Source organism: Pseudomonas sp. SBB6, from assembly GCF_024213215.1.
GTDB lineage: Bacteria > Pseudomonadota > Gammaproteobacteria > Pseudomonadales > Pseudomonadaceae > Aquipseudomonas > Aquipseudomonas donghuensis.
In genome coordinates, this window is record NZ_JANAVH010000012.1 from 149,824 (window position 1) to 169,237 (window position 19,414).

General features: G+C 62.1%; 16 protein-coding genes. 11 read left to right on the plus strand and 5 right to left on the minus strand.

The window, feature by feature from the left end; genetic code table 11:
- Positions 1-111: 111 nt before the first annotated feature.
- Positions 112-1,551 (minus strand): ATP-dependent RNA helicase RhlB, encoded by a 1,440-nt coding sequence (rhlB, locus tag NLX68_RS21665; protein ID WP_254285740.1) that lies wholly within the window; start codon positions 1,549-1,551, stop codon positions 112-114.
- Positions 1,552-1,653: 102 nt separating this feature from the next.
- The gene (locus tag NLX68_RS21670) at positions 1,654-2,310 is read right to left on the minus strand and encodes an alpha/beta hydrolase (RefSeq protein ID WP_254285741.1); all 657 of its coding nucleotides are present in this window, start codon (positions 2,308-2,310) and stop codon (positions 1,654-1,656) included.
- 335 nt (positions 2,311-2,645) lie between these two features.
- On the opposite strand from NLX68_RS21670, the gene NLX68_RS21675 reads away from it, so the two are divergent.
- The 4 genes from NLX68_RS21675 (at position 2,646) to NLX68_RS21690 (ending at position 6,803) form a co-directional block, all read left to right on the plus strand.
- Positions 2,646-3,674 carry an amino acid ABC transporter substrate-binding protein gene (locus NLX68_RS21675; protein WP_010220735.1) on the plus strand — a complete coding sequence of 343 codons (1,029 nt, stop codon included), beginning with the start codon at positions 2,646-2,648 and terminating at the stop codon, positions 3,672-3,674.
- A 67-nt stretch (positions 3,675-3,741) separates the two neighbouring features.
- The gene (locus tag NLX68_RS21680; protein ID WP_254285742.1) at positions 3,742-4,920 is read left to right on the plus strand and encodes an amino acid ABC transporter permease; all 1,179 of its coding nucleotides are present in this window, start codon (positions 3,742-3,744) and stop codon (positions 4,918-4,920) included.
- Positions 4,921-4,930: 10 nt separating this feature from the next.
- Positions 4,931-6,028: an amino acid ABC transporter permease gene (locus tag NLX68_RS21685; protein WP_254285743.1), complete on the plus strand. Its 1,098-nt coding sequence runs from the start codon at positions 4,931-4,933 to the stop codon at positions 6,026-6,028.
- A 10-nt stretch (positions 6,029-6,038) separates the two neighbouring features.
- Positions 6,039-6,803, plus strand: coding sequence for an amino acid ABC transporter ATP-binding protein (locus tag NLX68_RS21690; protein WP_010220739.1), 765 nt, complete (start codon positions 6,039-6,041; stop codon positions 6,801-6,803).
- A 117-nt stretch (positions 6,804-6,920) separates the two neighbouring features.
- Here NLX68_RS21690 and algW read toward each other — a convergent pair whose 3' ends face one another.
- Positions 6,921-8,078 carry a Do family serine endopeptidase AlgW gene (algW, locus tag NLX68_RS21695; protein ID WP_010220741.1) on the minus strand — a complete coding sequence of 386 codons (1,158 nt, stop codon included), beginning with the start codon at positions 8,076-8,078 and terminating at the stop codon, positions 6,921-6,923.
- Positions 8,079-8,307: 229 nt separating this feature from the next.
- On the opposite strand from algW, the gene NLX68_RS21700 reads away from it, so the two are divergent.
- From NLX68_RS21700 to cysN, 3 genes are all read left to right on the plus strand, one after another.
- Complete coding sequence (locus NLX68_RS21700) at positions 8,308-9,066, plus strand: Nif3-like dinuclear metal center hexameric protein (RefSeq protein WP_038998835.1); 759 nt, start codon at positions 8,308-8,310, stop codon at positions 9,064-9,066.
- A gap of 136 nt (positions 9,067-9,202) precedes the next feature.
- A complete protein-coding gene (gene cysD / locus NLX68_RS21705; protein ID WP_254285744.1) occupies positions 9,203-10,120 on the plus strand; it encodes a sulfate adenylyltransferase subunit CysD in 918 nt (305 codons plus the stop codon).
- A 14-nt stretch (positions 10,121-10,134) separates the two neighbouring features.
- Positions 10,135-12,036, plus strand: a complete 1,902-nt coding sequence (gene cysN / locus NLX68_RS21710) for a sulfate adenylyltransferase subunit CysN (protein WP_254285745.1) — start codon at positions 10,135-10,137, stop codon at positions 12,034-12,036.
- Between the two features lie 56 nt (positions 12,037-12,092).
- Here the strand turns inward: cysN and NLX68_RS21715 are convergent, their stop codons facing one another.
- A complete protein-coding gene (locus NLX68_RS21715; protein ID WP_254285746.1) occupies positions 12,093-12,572 on the minus strand; it encodes an Lrp/AsnC family transcriptional regulator in 480 nt (159 codons plus the stop codon).
- A gap of 128 nt (positions 12,573-12,700) precedes the next feature.
- Here NLX68_RS21715 and NLX68_RS21720 point away from each other — a divergent pair, with 128 nt between their 5' ends.
- Both NLX68_RS21720 and mdeB read left to right on the plus strand, forming a co-directional pair.
- The gene (locus NLX68_RS21720) at positions 12,701-13,897 is read left to right on the plus strand and encodes a methionine gamma-lyase (RefSeq protein ID WP_254285747.1); all 1,197 of its coding nucleotides are present in this window, start codon (positions 12,701-12,703) and stop codon (positions 13,895-13,897) included.
- 62 nt (positions 13,898-13,959) lie between these two features.
- Positions 13,960-16,632, plus strand: coding sequence for an alpha-ketoglutarate dehydrogenase (mdeB, locus tag NLX68_RS21725; protein WP_254285781.1), 2,673 nt, complete (start codon positions 13,960-13,962; stop codon positions 16,630-16,632).
- A gap of 124 nt (positions 16,633-16,756) precedes the next feature.
- Here the strand turns inward: mdeB and NLX68_RS21730 are convergent, their stop codons facing one another.
- A complete protein-coding gene (locus NLX68_RS21730; protein ID WP_254285748.1) occupies positions 16,757-17,191 on the minus strand; it encodes a DUF1043 family protein in 435 nt (144 codons plus the stop codon).
- Between the two features lie 138 nt (positions 17,192-17,329).
- Between NLX68_RS21730 and NLX68_RS21735 the strand changes: the two genes are divergently transcribed.
- Together NLX68_RS21735 and NLX68_RS21740 are read left to right on the plus strand one after the other, a co-directional pair.
- Positions 17,330-17,962, plus strand: coding sequence for an alpha/beta hydrolase (locus tag NLX68_RS21735; RefSeq protein ID WP_254285749.1), 633 nt, complete (start codon positions 17,330-17,332; stop codon positions 17,960-17,962).
- Positions 17,963-17,986: 24 nt separating this feature from the next.
- The gene (locus NLX68_RS21740; RefSeq protein ID WP_254285750.1) at positions 17,987-19,336 is read left to right on the plus strand and encodes a tryptophan--tRNA ligase; all 1,350 of its coding nucleotides are present in this window, start codon (positions 17,987-17,989) and stop codon (positions 19,334-19,336) included.
- Positions 19,337-19,414 lie beyond the last annotated feature (78 nt).

The following is a 19,414-nucleotide window of genomic DNA, read 5'->3' on the forward strand; positions in this document are numbered from 1 at the left end:
GTTTATTTGGGCAATATCGGTAGGATTAAATGGACGAAAAGCATCGCGGGGCAAGCCCGCTCCTACAGGTTGGTGTAGGAGCGGGCTTGCCCCGCGATAGGTTCAACGTTATCAGTGATGCTTGCGCGGTACCGGCTTGAGCAGCTCGGTTGGCGGCATTTCGCAGCTGATCTTGCGTCCCAGCAGCGCTTCGATGGTCGGCAGCTGGTAGGAGTCGTCTTCACCGGCGAAGCTGATCGACACGCCGCTGGTGCCGGCACGGCCGGTACGGCCGATACGGTGCACGTAGTCGTCCGGGTCTTCCGGCAGGGTGAAGTTGATCACATGGCTGATGCCGTCGATGTGGATACCGCGGCCAGCCACATCGGTGGCCACCAGCACGGTGATGCGCCCTTCGCGGAAGCTCTCCAGGGTCTTGATCCGCTTGTGCTGCGGCACGTCGCCCGACAGTTGGGCGGCGTTGACGCCGTCGCGCACCAGGCGCTCCTCGATGCGCCGCACTTCGTCCTTGCGGTTGGCAAAGACCATCACCCGTTCCCACTTGTTCTCGGTCACCAGGTTGTACAGCAGCTTGTACTTGTCACTGCCGGCCACGGCATAGACGTGCTGCTCGACGGTTTCGCTGGCGACGTTCTCCGGTTCGATCTCGACGATTGCCGGGTCCGTGGTCCACTGCTTGGCCAGGTTCATCACGTCTTCGGTGAAGGTTGCCGAGAACAGCAGGGTCTGGCGCTCGCTCTTGGGTGGGGTCTGGCGGATGATCTGCCGAACCTGGGGGATGAAGCCCATGTCGAGCATGCGGTCGGCTTCGTCCAGTACCAGCACTTCGACCATGTCCAGGTGCGCTTCGCCGCGCTGGTTGAAGTCCAGCAGACGGCCCGGGGTGGCCACCAGGATGTCGCAGTGGCGGGCTTCGAGGGCCTTGAGCTGCTTGTCGAAGTCCATGCCACCGACGAAGGTCATGACGTTCAGACCGGTGTATTTGGTCAGTGCCGCGGCGTCCTTGGCGATCTGTACGACCAGTTCGCGGGTCGGGGCAATGATCAGCGCCCGAGGCTCGCCCATGTAGCGCTCTTTTGGCGGCGGGGTCTGCTGCAGCTGGGTAATGATCGAAATCAGGAAGGCTGCGGTCTTGCCGGTGCCGGTCTGGGCCCGGCCGATGGCGTCTTTGCCGCGCAGGGTGTAACCCAGGACCTGGGCCTGGATCGGCGTGCAATACGGGAAGCCGAGGTCGTGGATCGCATGCATCAGCTCGGGCGAGAGCTTGAAGTCATGGAAGCGGGTCTTGCCTTCCTGCGGCTCGACGGCGAAGTCTTCCAGCTTCCAGGTGGAGGCTGCGGGTTTTGGCTTGCGCTCACGGCGCGGCTTGGCCTCGGCCGGTTTCTCGGCGCGGGCCGGGGCCGGTGCAGGGACTGCGGCCTCGGTCTTGAGCGGAGCCGACGGGGCAGGGGCCTGGAGTGCTGCGGGCGGCTGCTTCACGGGGGCAGCGGTTTCGGTGGCGAGTTGCTCAACCTCGCTCTTGCCGAACATCTTCTTGAGTGCTTTGAGCACGGTCATCTCATCAATTGGTTAAGGAATGTACGCCGGGCAGTGTAATGCAAGATTCGGGCGCGGCGTAGTGGATTGCACTGACAACTACAGGGAAGTCTGCTTTTAGCGCAGGCGTTCGCTCAGCCATTGGCCGATATCGTTGATTTCCTTGGGCAGCACTTCGTGCTCCATCGGGTATTCCTTCCACTCGGCGTCGACCCCCCAATGCTGGAGGTGCTCAAAGGCGGTACGGCCCATCGCCGGCAGCACCACAGGATCATAAACACCGTGCAGGCACAGGGCCGGGGTCCGTTGCTGGCAGGCGCTCAGTTCGCGTTCCTGGGCGAAGGTCGGGGCATAGGTCGACAGGGCGATAACGCCACCCAATGCTTCCTGCCACTTTATATAGGCAGTGTGCAGTACCACCGCGCCGCCCTGGGAGAAACCGGCGAGGATGATGCGCGCCAGATCCACGCCCTTTGCCTGTTCGGCCTTGATCAGTTCGATCACCTGGTCGGCTGACGCCTGCAGTTGCTCTTCATCGATGGCCCGCGCCGGGGTCATGGCCTTGATGTCGTACCAACTGGGCATTTCATAGCCACCGTTGATGGTTACAGGGCGGGTGGGCGCCTGGGGCATGACGAAGCGGGTGGTCAGCAGCACTTCCTGCAGGGCTTCGGCGACTGGCATGAAGTCGTAACGATCGGCCCCCAGGCCGTGCAACCAGATCACACAGGCATCAGCGTTTTTTTGTGGTTCGAGAATCAGCGGGTGGGTCATGACTGCTCCGAAAGTGTGCGCGCGCTCTTGTTTGCGTGCATGAAATGAAGGCGCGTCGGGTAAATCCGGGAAAAACCTGTCGCAACGCTGCAAGTTTCCCTCTTGACGTGAACTGAAACGCTTTAGCCCCTCAGTGTGGTACGCGCTTTGCTATGAAACTCCTGATGCGAGGTTACACGTTTTGGACGGTAACACCCGTTAGCGGTCCTCAAGGCTGTCACAGAACAGCGCATTGCGCCAATTGACCCAAAAACAAGCCAACACGGGTCGGATGCGCCTCATAAGGGTGCGGTGCAATCCCGGCTCACACAACAAGAGCAAAACTGGAGGTTTGAATGAAGATGTTGAAATCCACACTGGCAGTGGTTACCGCTGCTACCGCGTTGAGTATCAGCGGTTTCGCACAGGCAGGTGCGACCCTGGACGCAGTACAGAAGAAGGGATTCGTTCAATGTGGTGTCAGTGACGGTTTGCCGGGCTTCTCGGTGCCGGATGCCAAGGGCAACATCGTCGGGATCGACGCCGACGTCTGCCGCGCGGTGGCCGCTGCGGTGTTCGGTGACGCCAAGAAGGTCAAGTTCAGCCAGCTCAACGCCAAGGAACGCTTCACCGCGCTACAGTCCGGCGAAGTCGATGTGCTGTCGCGTAACACAACCTGGACCAGCTCCCGTGACGCCGGCATGGGCCTGGTGTTCGCCGGTGTTACCTACTACGACGGCATTGGTTTCCTGGTCAACAAGAAGCTGGGTGTTTCCAGCGCCAAGGAACTGGACGGTGCAACCATCTGCATCCAGGCCGGTACCACCACCGAGCTCAACGTCTCCGACTACTTCCGCGCCAATGGCCTGAAGTACACCCCGATCACCTTCGACACTTCCGACGAGAGCGCCAAGTCGCTGGAATCCGGCCGCTGCGACGTGCTGACCTCCGACAAGTCGCAGCTCTACGCACAGCGCTCCAAGCTGGCCGCCCCGGCCGATTACGTGGTACTGCCAGAGACCATCTCCAAGGAGCCGCTGGGCCCGGTAGTGCGCAAAGGCGATGAAGAGTGGTTCAGCATCGTCAAGTGGACCCTGTTCGCCATGCTCAATGCCGAAGAGATGGGGATCACCTCGAAGAACGTCGAGGCCGAAGCCAAGGCCACCAAGAACCCTGACGTGGCCCGTATGCTCGGCGCCGATGGCGAGTACGGCAAAGACCTGAAACTGCCGAAGGACTGGGTAGTGCAGATCGTCAAGCAGGTCGGCAACTACGGCGAAGTCTTCGAGAAAAACCTGGGCAAGGAAACCCCACTGCAAATCGACCGCGGTCTGAACGCCCTGTGGAACAACGGCGGCATCCAGTACGCGCCACCGGTGCGCTGACGGTTGCGGCCTGCGGCGGCATTCGGCCGCCGCAGGCTGTTCGGTTCCCTTCCTTTCGGGGCATTACATGCAAAATAATATCGGCGCACCCAAGGGACTATCCCTGAGCGATCCACGTGTGCGTGCGTGGCTGTTCCAGATCCTCACCGTGGTCGCGGTGATCGGTCTGGGCTGGTACCTGTTTCACAATACCCAGACCAACCTGCAACACCGCGGGATCACCTCGGGCTTCGACTTTCTCGAACGCAGTGCCGGTTTCGGCATCGCCCAGCACCTGATCTCCTATACCGAACAGGACAGTTATGCGCGGGTCTTCGTCATCGGCCTGCTCAACACCCTGCTGGTAACCTTCATCGGCATCATTTTCGCGACCCTCTTGGGCTTCATCATCGGTGTGGCCCGACTGTCACCGAACTGGATGATCAGCAAGCTGGCCACGGTGTATGTCGAGACTTTCCGTAACATCCCACCGCTGTTGCAGATCCTGTTCTGGTACTTCGCGGTGTTTCTGACCCTGCCGGGACCGCGGGGTAGCATCAATCTCAACGACACCTTCTTTATCAGCAACCGCGGCCTGAACATGCCCGGTGCTTCCATGGCCGATGGATTCTGGCCATTCGTCGTCGCCGTGGGGCTGGCCATCATTGCCATTGTGCTGATGGTGCGCCTGGCCAACCGGCGCTTTGAGGCCACCGGCGAGCCGTTCCACAAATTCTGGGTCGGCCTGTTCCTGTTCTTCGGTGTTCCGGCGCTGTGCGTGCTGCTGTTCGGCGCGCCGGTGCACTGGGAAATGCCGCAGCTCAAGGGCTTCAACTTCGTCGGCGGCTGGGTGCTGATCCCGGAACTGCTGGCCCTGACCCTGGCGCTGACCATCTACACCGCAGCCTTTATCGCCGAGATCGTGCGTTCGGGCATCCGTTCGGTGAGCTACGGCCAGACTGAAGCGGCCCGCTCCCTGGGCCTGCGCGAGGGGCCGACGCTGCGCAAGGTGATCATTCCCCAGGCGCTGCGGGTGATCATCCCACCGCTGACCAGCCAGTACCTGAACCTGGCGAAGAACTCGTCGCTGGCGGCCGGTATCGGCTACCCGGAAATGGTCTCGCTGTTCGCCGGTACCGTGCTCAACCAGACCGGCCAGGCCATCGAGGTGATCGCCATCACCATGAGCGTCTATCTGGCCATCAGCATCAGCATTTCCCTGCTGATGAACTGGTACAACAAGCGCATTGCGCTGATCGAGCGGTGAGGACAAGCGCATGAGTACCCATGTTTTCAAACCCGATATGCCGCCACCGGTCAAAGCCGTCGGCGTAGTCGCCTGGATGCGCAGCAACCTGTTCTCCAGCTGGCTCAACACCCTGCTGACGCTGTTTGCCGTGTACCTGGTATGGCTGATCGTGCCGCCGCTGCTGCAATGGTCGATCTTCGACGCCAACTGGGTCGGCACCACCCGCGCCGACTGCACCAAGGAGGGCGCCTGCTGGGTGTTCATCCAGCAGCGCTTCGGCCAGTTCATGTACGGCTACTACCCCAGTGAACTGCGCTGGCGTGTCGATCTGACTGTTTGGCTGGCGGTAATCGGCGCCGCGCCGCTGTTCATCTCGCGCTTCCCGCGCAAGGCGGTTTACGGCCTGGGCTTCCTGGTGCTGTACCCGATCATCGCCTACACCCTGCTGCACGGTGGCTACCTGGGCCTGGCCACGGTACCGACCAGCCAGTGGGGCGGGCTGATGCTGACCCTGGTGATCGCCACCGTGGGTATCGTCGGCGCCTTGCCGCTGGGGATCTTGCTGGCGCTGGGGCGGCGTTCGAACATGCCGGCGGTGAAGGTGGTCTGCGTGACCTTCATCGAGTTCTGGCGCGGCGTGCCGCTGATCACCGTGCTGTTCATGTCCTCGGTGATGCTGCCGTTGTTCCTGCCCGAAGGCATGAGCTTCGACAAGCTGCTACGGGCCATGATCGGCGTGATCCTGTTCCAGTCGGCGTACATCGCCGAGGTGGTGCGCGGTGGCCTGCAGGCCATTCCCAAGGGCCAGTATGAAGCCGCCGCGGCCATGGGCCTGGGTTACTGGCGTTCGATGGGCCTGGTGATTCTGCCGCAAGCCCTGAAGCTGGTGATCCCCGGCATCGTCAACACCTTCATTGCCCTGTTCAAGGACACGAGCCTGGTGATCATCATCGGCCTCTTCGACCTGCTCAACAGCGTCAAGCAGGCCGCTGCCGACCCGACCTGGCTGGGCATGGCGACCGAGGGCTACGTATTCGCCGCCCTGGTTTTCTGGATTTTCTGTTTCGGTATGTCCCGCTACTCCATGCATCTGGAGCGCAAGCTGGACACAGGCCACAAGCGTTAGGAGTGTTCCCATGAGTGAAGCGATCAAACAGCCTGTGAGCCCTGAAGGCATTATTCAGATGCAGGGCGTGAACAAGTGGTACGGCCAGTTCCACGTGCTCAAGGACATCAACCTGAATGTGCGCCAGGGCGAGCGTATCGTGCTGTGCGGGCCGTCGGGTTCGGGCAAGTCGACCACCATCCGTTGCCTCAACCGCCTGGAAGAGCACCAGCAGGGGCGCATCGTCGTCGATGGCGTGGAGCTGACCAACGACCTCAAGCAGATCGAAGCGATCCGTCGTGAAGTCGGCATGGTGTTCCAGCATTTCAACCTGTTCCCGCACCTGACCATCTTGCAGAACTGCACCCTAGCGCCGATGTGGGTACGCAAGATGCCCAAGCGCAAGGCCGAGGAAATCGCCATGCATTACCTTGAGCGGGTGCGCATTCCGGAGCAGGCCAACAAGTTCCCGGGGCAGTTGTCCGGTGGTCAGCAGCAACGGGTAGCGATTGCCCGGGCGCTGTGCATGAAGCCGAAGATCATGTTGTTCGACGAACCGACCTCGGCGCTGGACCCGGAGATGGTCAAGGAAGTGCTCGATACCATGGTTGGCCTGGCGGAAGACGGCATGACCATGCTCTGCGTGACCCACGAGATGGGCTTTGCCCGTACCGTGGCGAACCGGGTGATCTTCATGGACAAGGGCGAGATTGTCGAGCAGGCAGCGCCGGACGACTTCTTCGACCGGCCGCAGAATGAGCGGACCAAGCTGTTCTTGAGCCAGATCCTGCACTGAGGCCATTGGGGCTGCCTTGCAGCCCATCGCTGGCAAGGCCAGCTCCCACAGGTTCGGCGGTGGGAGCCGGCCTTGCCGGCGATGGGCTGTGAAACAGCCCCGCTTCTTGGCAGAAGGTCAGTTTTCTTCTTTGGCTGCCGGTGCCGGTGGTGGACGCAAGCCGATTTCGGCGGTCAGCTTGAGCTCCTTGCCATTGCGCATGACCTGGATCGCCACTTTGTCGTTGGGTTTGATCCGCGCCACCTGGTTCATCGAGCGGCGGCCATCGCCGGCGGGCTCGCCATTGATGCTCAGGATCACGTCACCCAGCTCCAGGCCGGCCTTTTGCGCCGGACCATCACGGAAAATCCCCGCGACGACGATACCCGGGCGCCCCTGCATGCCGAACGACTCGGCCAGCTCCTGGCTCAGCGGCTGCACCTCGATACCCAGCCAGCCACGAATTACCTGACCGTGCTCGATGATCGACTTCATCACCTCCAGCGCCAGCTTGGTCGGAATGGCAAAGCCGATGCCTTGCGAGCCGCCGGACTTGGAGAAGATCGCCGTGTTGATGCCGGTGAGGTTGCCGTTGGCGTCGACCAGCGCACCGCCGGAGTTGCCCGGGTTGATTGCGGCGTCGGTCTGGATGAAGTCTTCGTAGTTGTTCAGGCCCAACTGGTTACGCCCGGTGGCGCTGATGATGCCCATGGTCACGGTCTGGCCGACGCCGAAGGGGTTGCCGATGGCCAGGGCGACGTCGCCGATGTGGATGTTGTCGGAGCGGCCGATGGTGATCGATGGCAGGTTCTTCAAGTCGATCTTCAGTACCGCGAGGTCGGTTTCCGGGTCGCTGCCGATCACCCGCGCCAGGGTTTCACGGCCGTCCTTGAGCGCCACCACGATCTGGTCGGCACCGGAGGTCACGTGGTTGTTGGTCAGCAGGTAGCCTTCCGGGCTCATGATCACCGCCGAACCCAGGCTCGACTCCCAGCGGCGCTGCTTGGGCAGGTTGTCACCGAAGAAGCGGCGGAACTGCGGGTCTTCGAACAGCGGGTGGGCGGTCTTGTTGACCACCTTGGTGGTGTACAGGTTGGCCACTGCCGGGGCGGCGATGCTCACGGCGTCGGCGTAGGACACCGGCCCCTGCATGATCCGCGTGGTTTGCGGTGCCTGTTGCAGGTTGACGTCCTGGCTGGGCAGGCCGACCCATTGCGGAAAGCGCTGGATGACCAACAGGGCGATCAGCACGCCGACCAGCAGCGGCCAGCCAAAGTAACGCAAAGCCTTGAACATTGAACAAATCCTGGGAGTTGGCAGAGGGCCGATGACAGCTGGAAGCGTGAACGCGCGCGATCATACTGCGCTCGGGCGCGTGCAGGAACTGTTTAATCGTCACGAAAACCAACAACGCCAGCCCCCAGGCAACTGCCGTCGGTTTCCCCAAACCCGGCGACGGCCCATAATGACGCTCATTATACGAGGCCTTGGGCCGCGCTGAACTGCGAAATTGAGGAGTCTTTTCATGGCTGTTGCCCTGAGCACCCTGGTCGAGGAAGCCGAACGCTACCTCGGCAGCGCCAAAATCCAGGACTACTGCCCCAACGGCCTGCAGGTCGAGGGCCGCCCGCAGGTGACTCGCATCGTCAGCGGCGTTACCGCAAGCCAGGCCTTGCTCGATGCTGCGGTCGAAGCCGAAGCCGACCTGGTGCTGGTGCACCACGGCTACTTCTGGAAGGGCGAGAACCCGTGCATCACCGGCATGAAGCAGCGCCGGCTGAAAACCCTGCTCAAGAACGACCTGAGCCTGTTGTCCTACCACCTGCCGCTGGACCTGCACCCGGAAGTCGGCAACAACGTGCAGCTGGCGCGTCAGCTCGACATCACCGTCGAAGGCCCGCTGGACCCGCAGAACCCGCGGATCGTCGGCCTGGTCGGTTCGCTGGCCGAGCCGATGTCGGCACGCGATTTTGCCCGCAAGGTACAGGAGGTGATGGGGCGCGAGCCGCTGTTGATCGAAGGCGAGCAAATCATTCGCCGGGTCGGCTGGTGCACCGGTGGCGGTCAGGGCTACATCGACCAGGCGATTGCCGCCGGTGTCGACCTGTACTTGAGTGGCGAAGCCTCCGAGCAGACCTTCCACAGCGCCCGCGAGAACGGCATCAGTTTCATCGCCGCCGGCCACCATGCCACCGAGCGTTACGGTGTGCAGGCGTTGGGTGATTACCTGGCCCGGCGCTTTGCCCTGGAGCACCTGTTCATCGACTGTCCGAACCCGATCTGAGGCTAAAACGGCAGGGCATATTCTTATACTGTTTCGTTCTAGTTGGCCGCCTAAATAGAATCGGGCGCTGTGATAAAGTGGCTCGCTCGAACACGGCCCGCTGGCCGTCCATAAGATCGTATTTCCGTGAGTAACCATGGTCGACAAACTGACGCATTTGAAACAGTTGGAGGCGGAAAGCATCCACATCATTCGTGAGGTGGCCGCCGAGTTCGATAACCCGGTGATGCTGTACTCGATTGGCAAGGACTCGGCCGTGATGCTGCACCTGGCGCGCAAGGCCTTCTTCCCGGGCAAGCTGCCGTTTCCGGTGATGCACGTCGACACCCAGTGGAAATTCCAGGAGATGTACAGCTTCCGCGACAAGATGGTCGAGGAAATGGGCCTGGAGCTGATCACTCACGTCAACCCGGACGGCATCGCCCAGGGCATCAACCCGTTCACCCACGGCAGTGCCAAGCACACCGACATCATGAAGACCGAGGGCCTGAAACAGGCGCTCGACCAGTACGGCTTCGATGCCGCCTTCGGTGGCGCGCGCCGCGACGAAGAGAAGTCGCGGGCCAAGGAGCGCGTCTACTCGTTCCGCGACAGCAAGCACCGCTGGGACCCGAAGAACCAGCGTCCCGAGCTGTGGAACCTGTACAACGGCAAGGTCAACAAGGGCGAATCGATTCGCGTGTTCCCGCTGTCGAACTGGACCGAGCTGGACATCTGGCAGTACATCTACCTCGAAGGTATCCCGATCGTGCCGCTGTACTTCGCGGCCGAACGCGAAGTGATCGAGAAGAACGGCACCCTGATCATGATCGACGACCCGCGCATCCTCGAGCACCTCTCGGAGGAAGAAAAGGCCCGTATCGTCAAGAAGAAGGTGCGTTTCCGTACCCTTGGCTGCTACCCGTTGACGGGCGCGGTGGAGTCGGAGGCCGAAACCCTCACCGACATCATTCAGGAAATGCTCCTGACGCGCACTTCCGAGCGCCAGGGCCGCGTCATCGACCACGATGGTGCCGGCTCCATGGAAGACAAAAAACGTCAGGGCTATTTCTAAGTTAGGGTCTCTTCATGTCGCACCAATCTGATCTGATCAGCGAGGACATCCTCGCTTACCTGGCCCAGCACGAACGTAAAGAACTGCTGCGCTTTTTGACCTGCGGTAACGTCGATGACGGCAAGAGCACCCTGATCGGGCGCCTGCTGCACGACTCGAAGATGATCTACGAAGATCATCTGGAAGCCATCACCCGCGATTCGAAGAAAGTCGGCACCACCGGTGACGACATCGACCTGGCGTTGCTGGTCGACGGCCTGCAGGCCGAGCGCGAGCAGGGCATCACCATCGATGTGGCCTACCGCTACTTCTCTACCGCCAAGCGCAAGTTCATCATCGCCGACACCCCGGGCCATGAGCAGTACACCCGCAACATGGCCACCGGTGCGTCCACCTGCGACCTGGCGATCATCCTTGTCGATGCCCGCTACGGCGTGCAGACCCAGACCCGTCGGCACAGCTACATTGCCTCGTTGCTGGGCATCAAGCACATTGTCGTCGCGGTCAACAAGATGGACCTCAAGGGCTTCGACGAGGGCGTGTTCGAAAGTATCAAGGCCGACTACCTGAAGTTTGCCGAGGCTATCAACATGACCCCGAGCAGCCTGCACTTCGTGCCGATGTCGGCGCTCAAGGGCGACAACGTGGTCAACCGCAGCGAGCGTTCGCCGTGGTACACGGGCCCGGCATTGATGGAAATCCTCGAAACCGTGGAAGTCGCGGCCGACCGCAACTTCACCGACCTGCGCTTCCCGGTGCAGTACGTCAACCGCCCGAACCTGAACTTCCGTGGCTTTGCCGGTACCCTGGCCAGCGGCGTGGTGCACAAGGGCGATGAAATCGTCGTGCTGCCGTCGGGCAAGAGCAGCCGGGTCAAGTCCATCGTCACCTTCGAAGGTGAGCTGGAAAACGCCGGCCCAGGGCAAGCCGTGACCCTGACCATGGAAGACGAAATCGACATCTCCCGTGGCGATTTGCTGGTACATGCCGACAACGTGCCGCCGGTGACCGACCAGTTCGACGCCATGCTGGTGTGGATGGCTGAAGAGCCGATGCTGCCGGGCAAGAAATACGACATCAAGCGCGCCACCAGCTATGTGCCGGGCTCGATCGCCAGCATCGCCCACAAGGTCGATGTGAACACCCTGGAGCAGGGCGCTGCCAGTGCCCTGCAGCTCAACGAGATCGGCAAGGTCAAGGTCAGCCTCGACGCGCCGATCGCGCTGGACGGCTATGACAGCAACCGCACCACCGGTGCCTTTATTGTCATCGACCGCCTGACCAACGGCACCGTCGGCGCCGGCATGATCATCGCGCCACCGGTTGTGCCCCACGGCACTGTCGGCCAGCACGGCAAGCTGGCCCACGTGGCCACTGAAGAACGTGCCCTGCGCTTCGGCCAGCAGCCGGCCACCGTGCTGTTCAGCGGCCTCTCGGGCGCGGGCAAGAGCACCCTGGCCTATGCCGTGGAACGCAAGCTGTTCGACATGGGCCGTGCGGTGTACGTGCTCGATGGCCAGAACCTGCGTCACGACCTGAACAAGGGCCTGCCACAGGACCGTGCCGGGCGTACCGAGAACTGGCGCCGTGCCGCGCATGTTGCGCGTCAGTTCAACGAAGCCGGCCTGCTGACCCTGGCCGCCTTCGTCGCCCCGGATGCCGAAGGCCGCGAACAGGCCAAGGCGCTGATCGGCAAGGAGCGTTTGCTCACCGTCTACGTCCAGGCATCGCCTTTGGCTTGCCGTGAGCGTGACCCGCAGGGCCTGTATGCCGCCGGTGGCGACAACATTCCGGGCGAAAGCTTCCCGTATGACGTACCGCTGGATGCGGACCTGGTGATCGACACCCAGAACCTCAGCCTGGAAGACGGCGTCAAGCAGGTGCTGGACCTGCTGCGCAAGCGTGGCGCGATCTAAGCGTTAGCGCTGAACAGGAAACCCCACTCAGGTGGGGTTTTTTGTTGGCTGTAAACTTAGATGTGCTTTTCCGACACCGGAATCACCCGCTTTTCCTTCACCGCCTTGAACGAGAAACTCGAGTAAATCTCCTTCACCCCTGGCAAGGTCTGCAGCACTTCCCGCGCAAACTCACCGAATGACTCCAGGTCCCGGGCAAGGATCTCCAGGAGGAAGTCATAGCGCCCGGAGATGTTGTGGCAGGCGACGATTTCGGGGATTTCCATCAGCCGCTGCTCGAAGGCGCGGGCCATTTCCTTGCTGTGCGAGTCCATCATGATGCTGACGAAAGCGGTCACGCCAAAACCCAGGGCCTTGGGCGAAAGGATGGCCTGGTAGCCGGTGATATAGCCGGACTCTTCCAGCAACTTCACTCGTCGCCAGCATGGCGAGGTGGTCAGCGAGACCTGGTCGGCCAGTTCGGACACCGTCAGCCGGGCGTTGCCTTGCAGGGCTGCGAGCAAGGCGCGGTCGGTGCGGTCGATGGCTGTAGGCATGTTTTACCCTCCGTGGTCTGGATTTGTTGTTTTTATGTCAATAACCACCCGCAGGGACGGCTACATTTGGAAAAAAATCAGCACCTCAGTGGCATAAGCTTATAACAAACCACTAGAGGCTGTTTGCCATGAGCGGCTCCAATAACAAAACAGGTTTTGCCACCCGCGCCATCCACCACGGTTACGATCCGCTGGAACACAACGGGGCCCTTGTGCCACCGGTCTATCAGACGGCTACCTTCGCTTTTCCTACCGTCGAGTACGGCGCTGCTTGCTTCGCCGGGGAACAAGCCGGGTACTTCTACAGCCGTATCTCCAACCCGACCCTGGCCCTGCTGGAGCAACGCATGGCCTCACTGGAGGGCGGCGAAGCGGGGCTGGCACTGGCCTCGGGAATGGGCGCGATCACTGCCACGCTATGGACGCTGCTGCGCCCCGGCGATGAGGTGCTGGTAGGACGTACGCTGTACGGCTGCACCTTCGCCTTTTTGCACCATGGCATCGGCGAGTTCGGGGTCAAGGTCCGGCATGTCGACATGAGCGATTTACACGCGGTCGCTGCGGCGATCAGCGACAAGACCCGGGTTATCTACTTCGAAACCCCGGCCAACCCGAACATGCACATGACTGACATCGGCGCCGTGGCCAAGCTTGCGCACGCGCACGATATCAGCGTGGTGGTCGACAATACCTACTGCACCCCGTACCTGCAGCGGCCGCTGGAGTTGGGTGCCGACCTGGTGGTGCATTCGGCGACCAAGTACCTCAGTGGCCATGGCGATATCACTGCCGGCCTGGTGGTCGGGCGCAAGGCGCTGGTCGATCGGATTCGTCTGGAAGGCTTGAAGGACATGACCGGTGCGGTGATGTCACCGCACGACGCCGCCTTGCTCATGCGCGGGATGAAAACCCTGACCCTGCGCATGGAACGCCACTGCAGTAACGCCCAGACCATCGCCGAATACCTGCAGCAACAGCCGGAAGTTGAACTGATCAATTACCCCGGTTTGCCCGGCTTTGCCCAGTACGAGCTGGCCCAGCGGCAGATGCGCTTGCCTGGCGGCATGATCGCCTTCGAACTCAAGGGCGGCATTACCGCCGGACGGCGTTTCATGAACGCCCTGCAATTGTTCAGCCGTGCCGTCAGTCTCGGTGATGCCGAATCCCTGGCTCAGCACCCGGCAAGCATGACCCACTCCAGCTATACCCCAGAGGAGCGTGCCCAGTACGGCATCTCTGAAGGGCTGGTAAGGCTGTCGGTGGGGCTTGAGGACATCGACGATCTATTGGCGGATATTCAACAGGCGCTCAAGGCCTGCGCCTGAACCCTTCACAGACGAGGTCAAATGCAATGGTGGCAATGATGACCCTTGTGCCTGGCGAAGGTATGCCGCGGCGTCCGGGCGATCCGCAGCTGGACAGTGACCCGGGGGAAACCGCCGAGTGGCTGGAGGCGCTGGATTCGACCCTGCTGCACTGCGGCCCGGAGCGTGCGCAGTTTCTGCTTGAGCAGCTGCAAGCTCATGCCCGTGAGTTGGGGCTGGAGCGCGGCGTCCAGGCGTTTTCGGCTTATCGCAATACGCTGTCGGTGGAACAGCAGGGCGCCTATCCGGGCGATCTGGAACTCGATGAACGCATCACCAGCATCCTGCGCTGGAATGCCCTGGCCATGGTGATGCGGGCCAACCACGCCTATGGTGACCTGGGTGGGCATATCGCCAGCTATGCGTCGGCCGCGGAGATTTTCGAAGTCGGTTTCCAGTATTTCTTTCGCGGTGAGGCGGGCGCTGAGCAGCGTACGGCTGACCTGGTGTTTTTCCAGCCGCATTCGGCTCCGGGCATTTACGCCCGGGCCTTTCTTGAAGGCCGCCTGAGCGAAGAACAACTGGCCAGCTACCGTCAGGAAGTGGCCGGTAACGGCCTGTGCTCTTATCCGCATCCGTGGCTGATGCCCGACTTCTGGCAGTTTCCCACCGGCTCCATGGGCATCGGCCCGATCAACGCCATCTACCAGGCGCGCTTTATGCGCTACCTGCACAACCGCCAGTTGCTCGACACCAGCGCCCGGCATGTCTGGGGGGTGTTTGGCGATGGCGAGATGGATGAGCCGGAATCCATTGCCGGTTTGACGCTGGCCGCCCGCGAGCAACTGGATAACCTGACATTTGTGGTCAACTGCAACCTGCAGCGCCTCGACGGCCCGGTGCGTGGCAACGGCCAGATCATCCAGGAGCTTGAGGCACTGTTCAGTGGCGCTGGCTGGAACGTGATCAAGGTGCTCTGGGGCTCGGAGTGGGACCCGCTGTTCGCGCGCGACACCGAGCACGTGTTGTTGCGCCAGTTGGCGGCGACACCGGACGGGCAGTTCCAGAATCTTGGGGCCAAGGATGGGGCCTACAACCTCGAGCATTTTTTCAATCAGCAGCCGGCCTTGCAGAAGCTGGTCGAGCACATGAGTTCGGCCGAGATCAACGCACTCAAGCGCGGTGGTCACGATTTTCGCAAGCTCTATGCCGCTTTCGCCGCCGCCAAGGCCTGCAAGGGCCGGCCAACGGTAATCCTGGCCAAGACCAAGAAAGGCTATGGCATGAGCGCTGCGGGCGAGTCGCGGATGACCGCGCACCAGGCCAAGAAACTCGATGTGCAGGCCTTGCTGGCGTTCCGTGACCGCTTCCATTTGCCGCTGTCGGATGCGCAGGTCGAGCAGTTGCAATTCTATCGGCCGGCCGAGGGCAGCCCGGAGATGCGCTATCTGCGTGAGCGTCGCGCCGCCCTTGGTGGGCCGCTGCCTGCCCGGCGCAGCGACGTGCGCCCGGTGCCGGTACCGGCGCTGGAGGCCATGGGCGGCTTCGCCCTGCAGGCCGACGGCAAAGAAATGTCCACCACCATGGCCGCTGTGCGCATGCTCAGCGCCTGGCTCAAGGCGCCGCAGTTGGGGCCGCGTGTGGTGCCGATAGTGGCCGACGAGGCGCGCACCTTCGGTATGGCCAGCCTGTTCCGCCAGATTGGTATCTATTCACCCCAGGGGCAGTGCTACGAGCCGGAAGACGCAGGGTCGCTGCTGTCCTACAAGGAAGCGCGCGATGGCCAACTGCTGGAGGAAGGCATCACCGAGGCCGGAGCGATTTCTTCCTGGGTGGCGGCGGCGACGTCCTACGCAGTGCATGGCGAGCCGATGCTGCCGGTGTACATCTATTACTCGATGTTCGGCTTCCAGCGCGTGGGCGACCTGATCTGGGCCGCCGCCGACCAGCGTGCCCGGGGCCTGCTGCTGGGGGCTACAGCCGGGCGCACGACACTGGGTGGGGAAGGGTTGCAGCACCAGGACGGTTCGAGCCTGGTGATGGCTTCGATGGTGCCCAACTGCCGCGCCTGGGAGCCGTGCTTTGCCGGTGAGTTGGCGGTGATCCTCGAATACGCCGCGCGGCGCATGCTGGTCGAACAATGCGACGAATTTCACTATGTCGCGGTGATGAACGAAAACTATCCACAGCCGTCCCTGCCAGTGCAGGTGCATGAAGAGGTCTTGCGCGGCATGTACCGTTATGTCGAGCAGCAGGTGGCCGATGCCCAGGGTCGCGTGCGCCTGCTCGGTTCCGGGGCGATCCTGCGTGAAGTCATTGCTGCCGGTGAATTGCTGGCCAGCGATTGGCAGGTTGCCAGTGAAGTGTTCAGTGTCACCAGTTTCAGCGAGCTGGCGCGGGAGGCACGGGATGTTGATCGCGCCAGCCGCCTGGGGCAGGGCAGTGGTGATATCAGCCATGTGCAGCGCTGCCTGGACGGTGATGCGCCGGTGATCGCCGCGACCGACTATGTGCGGGCCTGGCCGCAGCTGATTGCCGAGTATGTACAAGCACCTTATGTGACGCTTGGGACGGACGGATTTGGCCGCAGCGATACCCGCCAGCAGTTGCGGCGGTTCTTCGAGGTCGATCGCTTCAGTATCGTGCTGGCCAGCTTGCACAGCCTGGTGCGCCAGGGTGGGGTGGAGCGGCGGGTGCTGGATGAGGCGCGGGAGAAGTATGGTTACCGGGAAGGGGAGGCGCCTTGGTACTGCTGATGCTGGCAGGGGCTACTGCGTAGCCCATCGCCGGCAAGGCCGGCTCCCACAAACGACCCTGTGGGCGCTCGCATTGCAGGCGACGCTGATAAAAAAGGCCCCTCACAGGGGCCTTTTATTTTGCTTAGCGCTTGAGCCCGTAATGCTCATCGAGCATGCCCGGCGAGTTGGGCGCTTTCGGTGCGTAGTCGCGCGGCACCTCGGTGTCCTTCGGCGGGGTCAGGCGATCACGCGGGGCCTGGGTGGCTTCGGAGTGCAGGGCGGCCAGCAGGCGTTGGCGGGTGAGTTCGTCCAGGGCCAGGCGGTTGGCACCTTCGGCCAGGTGATCCTGGACGTCCTGGTAACTTTGGGTCAGTTTCTTGACCAGCGCAGCCGTACTGTTGAAGTGAGTAACCACCTCATTCTGGTAGCTGTCGAAACGTTCCTGGATATCATCCAGCTGACGCTGGGTGCTGCTCGGCGCAGCATTGGGCAGCAGGCGGGCGACCAGGAAACCAACGACGACACCCACGACGAGGGCCAGGGTCGGCAACAACCAAACTAAGAGCGAGAGTTCCACGAGTCCTTCCTCTATAAACGGCTTTGCTTTACGTTAACGGCTCGGACCTGCGCTGTATACCGCGAACGATCGCAAATATCTCAGACAGAATCATTCAGCTAGACGAGTCGACCCTTTCCGAGGTCACGGAGTTTATCCTTGCTTATCCGCGAAACCCCTGTATTCATCGATGGCCCGGTCGGCCAACTGGAAGCCTTGTACCTCGATGTCGCCGACGCCCGCGGCGTTGTGCTGCTGTGCCACCCCAACCCGGTGCAGGGTGGCACCATGATGAACAAGGTGGTGTCGATGCTCCAGCGCACCGCCCGCGATGCCGGCTACATCACCCTGCGCTTCAACTACCGCGGCGTTGGCCAGAGTGCCGGCAGCCATGACATGGGCAGCGGTGAAGTGGACGACGCCCAGGCGGCGGTAGACTGGCTGGGCGAGCAACACCCCGCGCTGCCACTGACGCTGATGGGCTTCTCCTTCGGCGGCTTCGTCGCCGCCAGTCTCGGCGGACGCCTGGAAGCCCGCGGCGTTGCTCTCAAGCACCTGTTCATGGTCGCTCCGGCGGTGATGCGCCTGGGTGATAACCCCTTGGCGCAGCAGGGCGAACTGAGCGTGATCCAGCCGGAAACCGACGAAGTGATCGATCCGCAGATCGTCTACGATTGGTCCGACGCACTGCCGCGCCCCCATGAGCTGCTGAAAGTGGCAGAATGCGGACACTTTTTTCATGGCAAGCTCACCGACCTCAAGGAACTGGTGCTGCCGCGCCTTTCGAACTGATACAAGCCTGATAAGCGATTACCCATGACTACGCGCATCCTTACCGGTATCACCACCACGGGCACGCCTCACCTGGGCAACTACGCCGGTGCCATCCGCCCGGCGATCCTCGCCAGCCGTGAACCGGGTGTCGACTCGTTCTACTTTCTGGCCGACTACCACGCCCTGATCAAATGCGATGACCCGCAGCGCATCCAGCGCTCGCGCCTGGAAATCGCCGCGACCTGGCTGGCCGGTGGCCTGGACCCTGAGCGAGTGACCTTCTATCGCCAGTCCGACATCCCCGAGATTCCCGAGCTGACCTGGCTGCTGACCTGCGTCGCGGCCAAGGGTCTGCTCAACCGTGCGCATGCCTACAAGGCTTCGGTGGACAAGAACGTCGAGAACGGCGAAGACCCGGATGCCGGGATCAGCATGGGCCTGTACAGCTACCCGGTACTGATGGCAGCCGACATCCTGATGTTCAACGCCAACAAGGTGCCGGTCGGCCGCGACCAGATCCAGCATGTGGAGATGGCCCGCGACATCGGCCAGCGCTTCAACCACCTGTTCGGCCAGGGCAAGGAGTTCTTCGCCATGCCCGAAGCGCTGATCGAGGAAAGCGTAGCCACCCTGCCGGGCCTGGACGGGCGCAAGATGTCCAAGAGCTACGACAACACCATCCCGTTGTTCACCAGCGCCAAGGACATGAAGGATGCCATCTCGCGCATCGTCACCGACTCCCGGGCCCCGGGCGAAGCCAAGGACCCGGACAACGCGCACCTGTTCACCCTGTTCCAGGCCTTTGCCACCCCGGCGCAAGCCGACGAGTTCCGTAGCGAACTGCTCCAGGGCTTGGGTTGGGGCGAGGCCAAGCAGCGTCTGTTCCAGCTGCTCGATGGTCAGCTGAGCGAGCCGCGCGAGCGTTATCACCAACTGATCAGTCGCCCGGCCGACCTCGAGGACATCCTCCAGGCCGGTGCGCAAAAGGCCCGCAAGGTCGCTACGCCGTTCCTCGAACAACTGCGCGAAGCGGTGGGCCTGCGCTCGTTCCGCAACATCGAGCAGGCGACTGCCCAGGTCAAGAAAAAGGCCGCCAAGACCGCGCGTTTCGTCAGTTTTCGTGAAGACGACGGCAGCTTCCGCTTCCGCCTGCTGGCCGCTGATGGCGAGCAACTGCTGCTGTCGCGCAACTTCGCCGACGGCAAGACCGCAGGTGCGGTGAGCAAGCAACTGCAACAGGGCGGTGAGCTCGATGTGCGCCACGAAGGCCTGGGCTTCAGCCTGTGGCTGGAAGGGGAGTGCGTCGGCGACGGCCCGCAGTTCGTCGATGCCGCTGCCCGCGACGCGGCGGTCGAAACCCTGCGAGCGGCCCTGGTGCCACAGCAGGACTGAACGGCTTATCGCAAGTCTGATTGCCATTATCCGGGGCCGTCGCTACAGTGACGGCCCGTTTTTGTTACCTTGCTAACG

Coding starts and splice junctions, on each gene's coding strand:
- NLX68_RS21670 (WP_254285741.1), bottom strand. CDS start 2,310: ATGACCCACCCGCTGATTCTCGAACCACAAAAAAACGCTGATGCCTGT.
- NLX68_RS21675 (WP_010220735.1), top strand. CDS start 2,646: ATGAAGATGTTGAAATCCACACTGGCAGTGGTTACCGCTGCTACCGCG.
- NLX68_RS21680 (WP_254285742.1), top strand. CDS start 3,742: ATGCAAAATAATATCGGCGCACCCAAGGGACTATCCCTGAGCGATCCA.
- NLX68_RS21685 (WP_254285743.1), top strand. CDS start 4,931: ATGAGTACCCATGTTTTCAAACCCGATATGCCGCCACCGGTCAAAGCC.
- NLX68_RS21690 (WP_010220739.1), top strand. CDS start 6,039: ATGAGTGAAGCGATCAAACAGCCTGTGAGCCCTGAAGGCATTATTCAG.
- algW (WP_010220741.1), bottom strand. CDS start 8,078: ATGTTCAAGGCTTTGCGTTACTTTGGCTGGCCGCTGCTGGTCGGCGTG.
- NLX68_RS21700 (WP_038998835.1), top strand. CDS start 8,308: ATGGCTGTTGCCCTGAGCACCCTGGTCGAGGAAGCCGAACGCTACCTC.
- cysD (WP_254285744.1), top strand. CDS start 9,203: ATGGTCGACAAACTGACGCATTTGAAACAGTTGGAGGCGGAAAGCATC.
- cysN (WP_254285745.1), top strand. CDS start 10,135: ATGTCGCACCAATCTGATCTGATCAGCGAGGACATCCTCGCTTACCTG.
- NLX68_RS21715 (WP_254285746.1), bottom strand. CDS start 12,572: ATGCCTACAGCCATCGACCGCACCGACCGCGCCTTGCTCGCAGCCCTG.
- NLX68_RS21720 (WP_254285747.1), top strand. CDS start 12,701: ATGAGCGGCTCCAATAACAAAACAGGTTTTGCCACCCGCGCCATCCAC.
- mdeB (WP_254285781.1), top strand. CDS start 13,960: ATGCCGCGGCGTCCGGGCGATCCGCAGCTGGACAGTGACCCGGGGGAA.
- NLX68_RS21740 (WP_254285750.1), top strand. CDS start 17,987: ATGACTACGCGCATCCTTACCGGTATCACCACCACGGGCACGCCTCAC.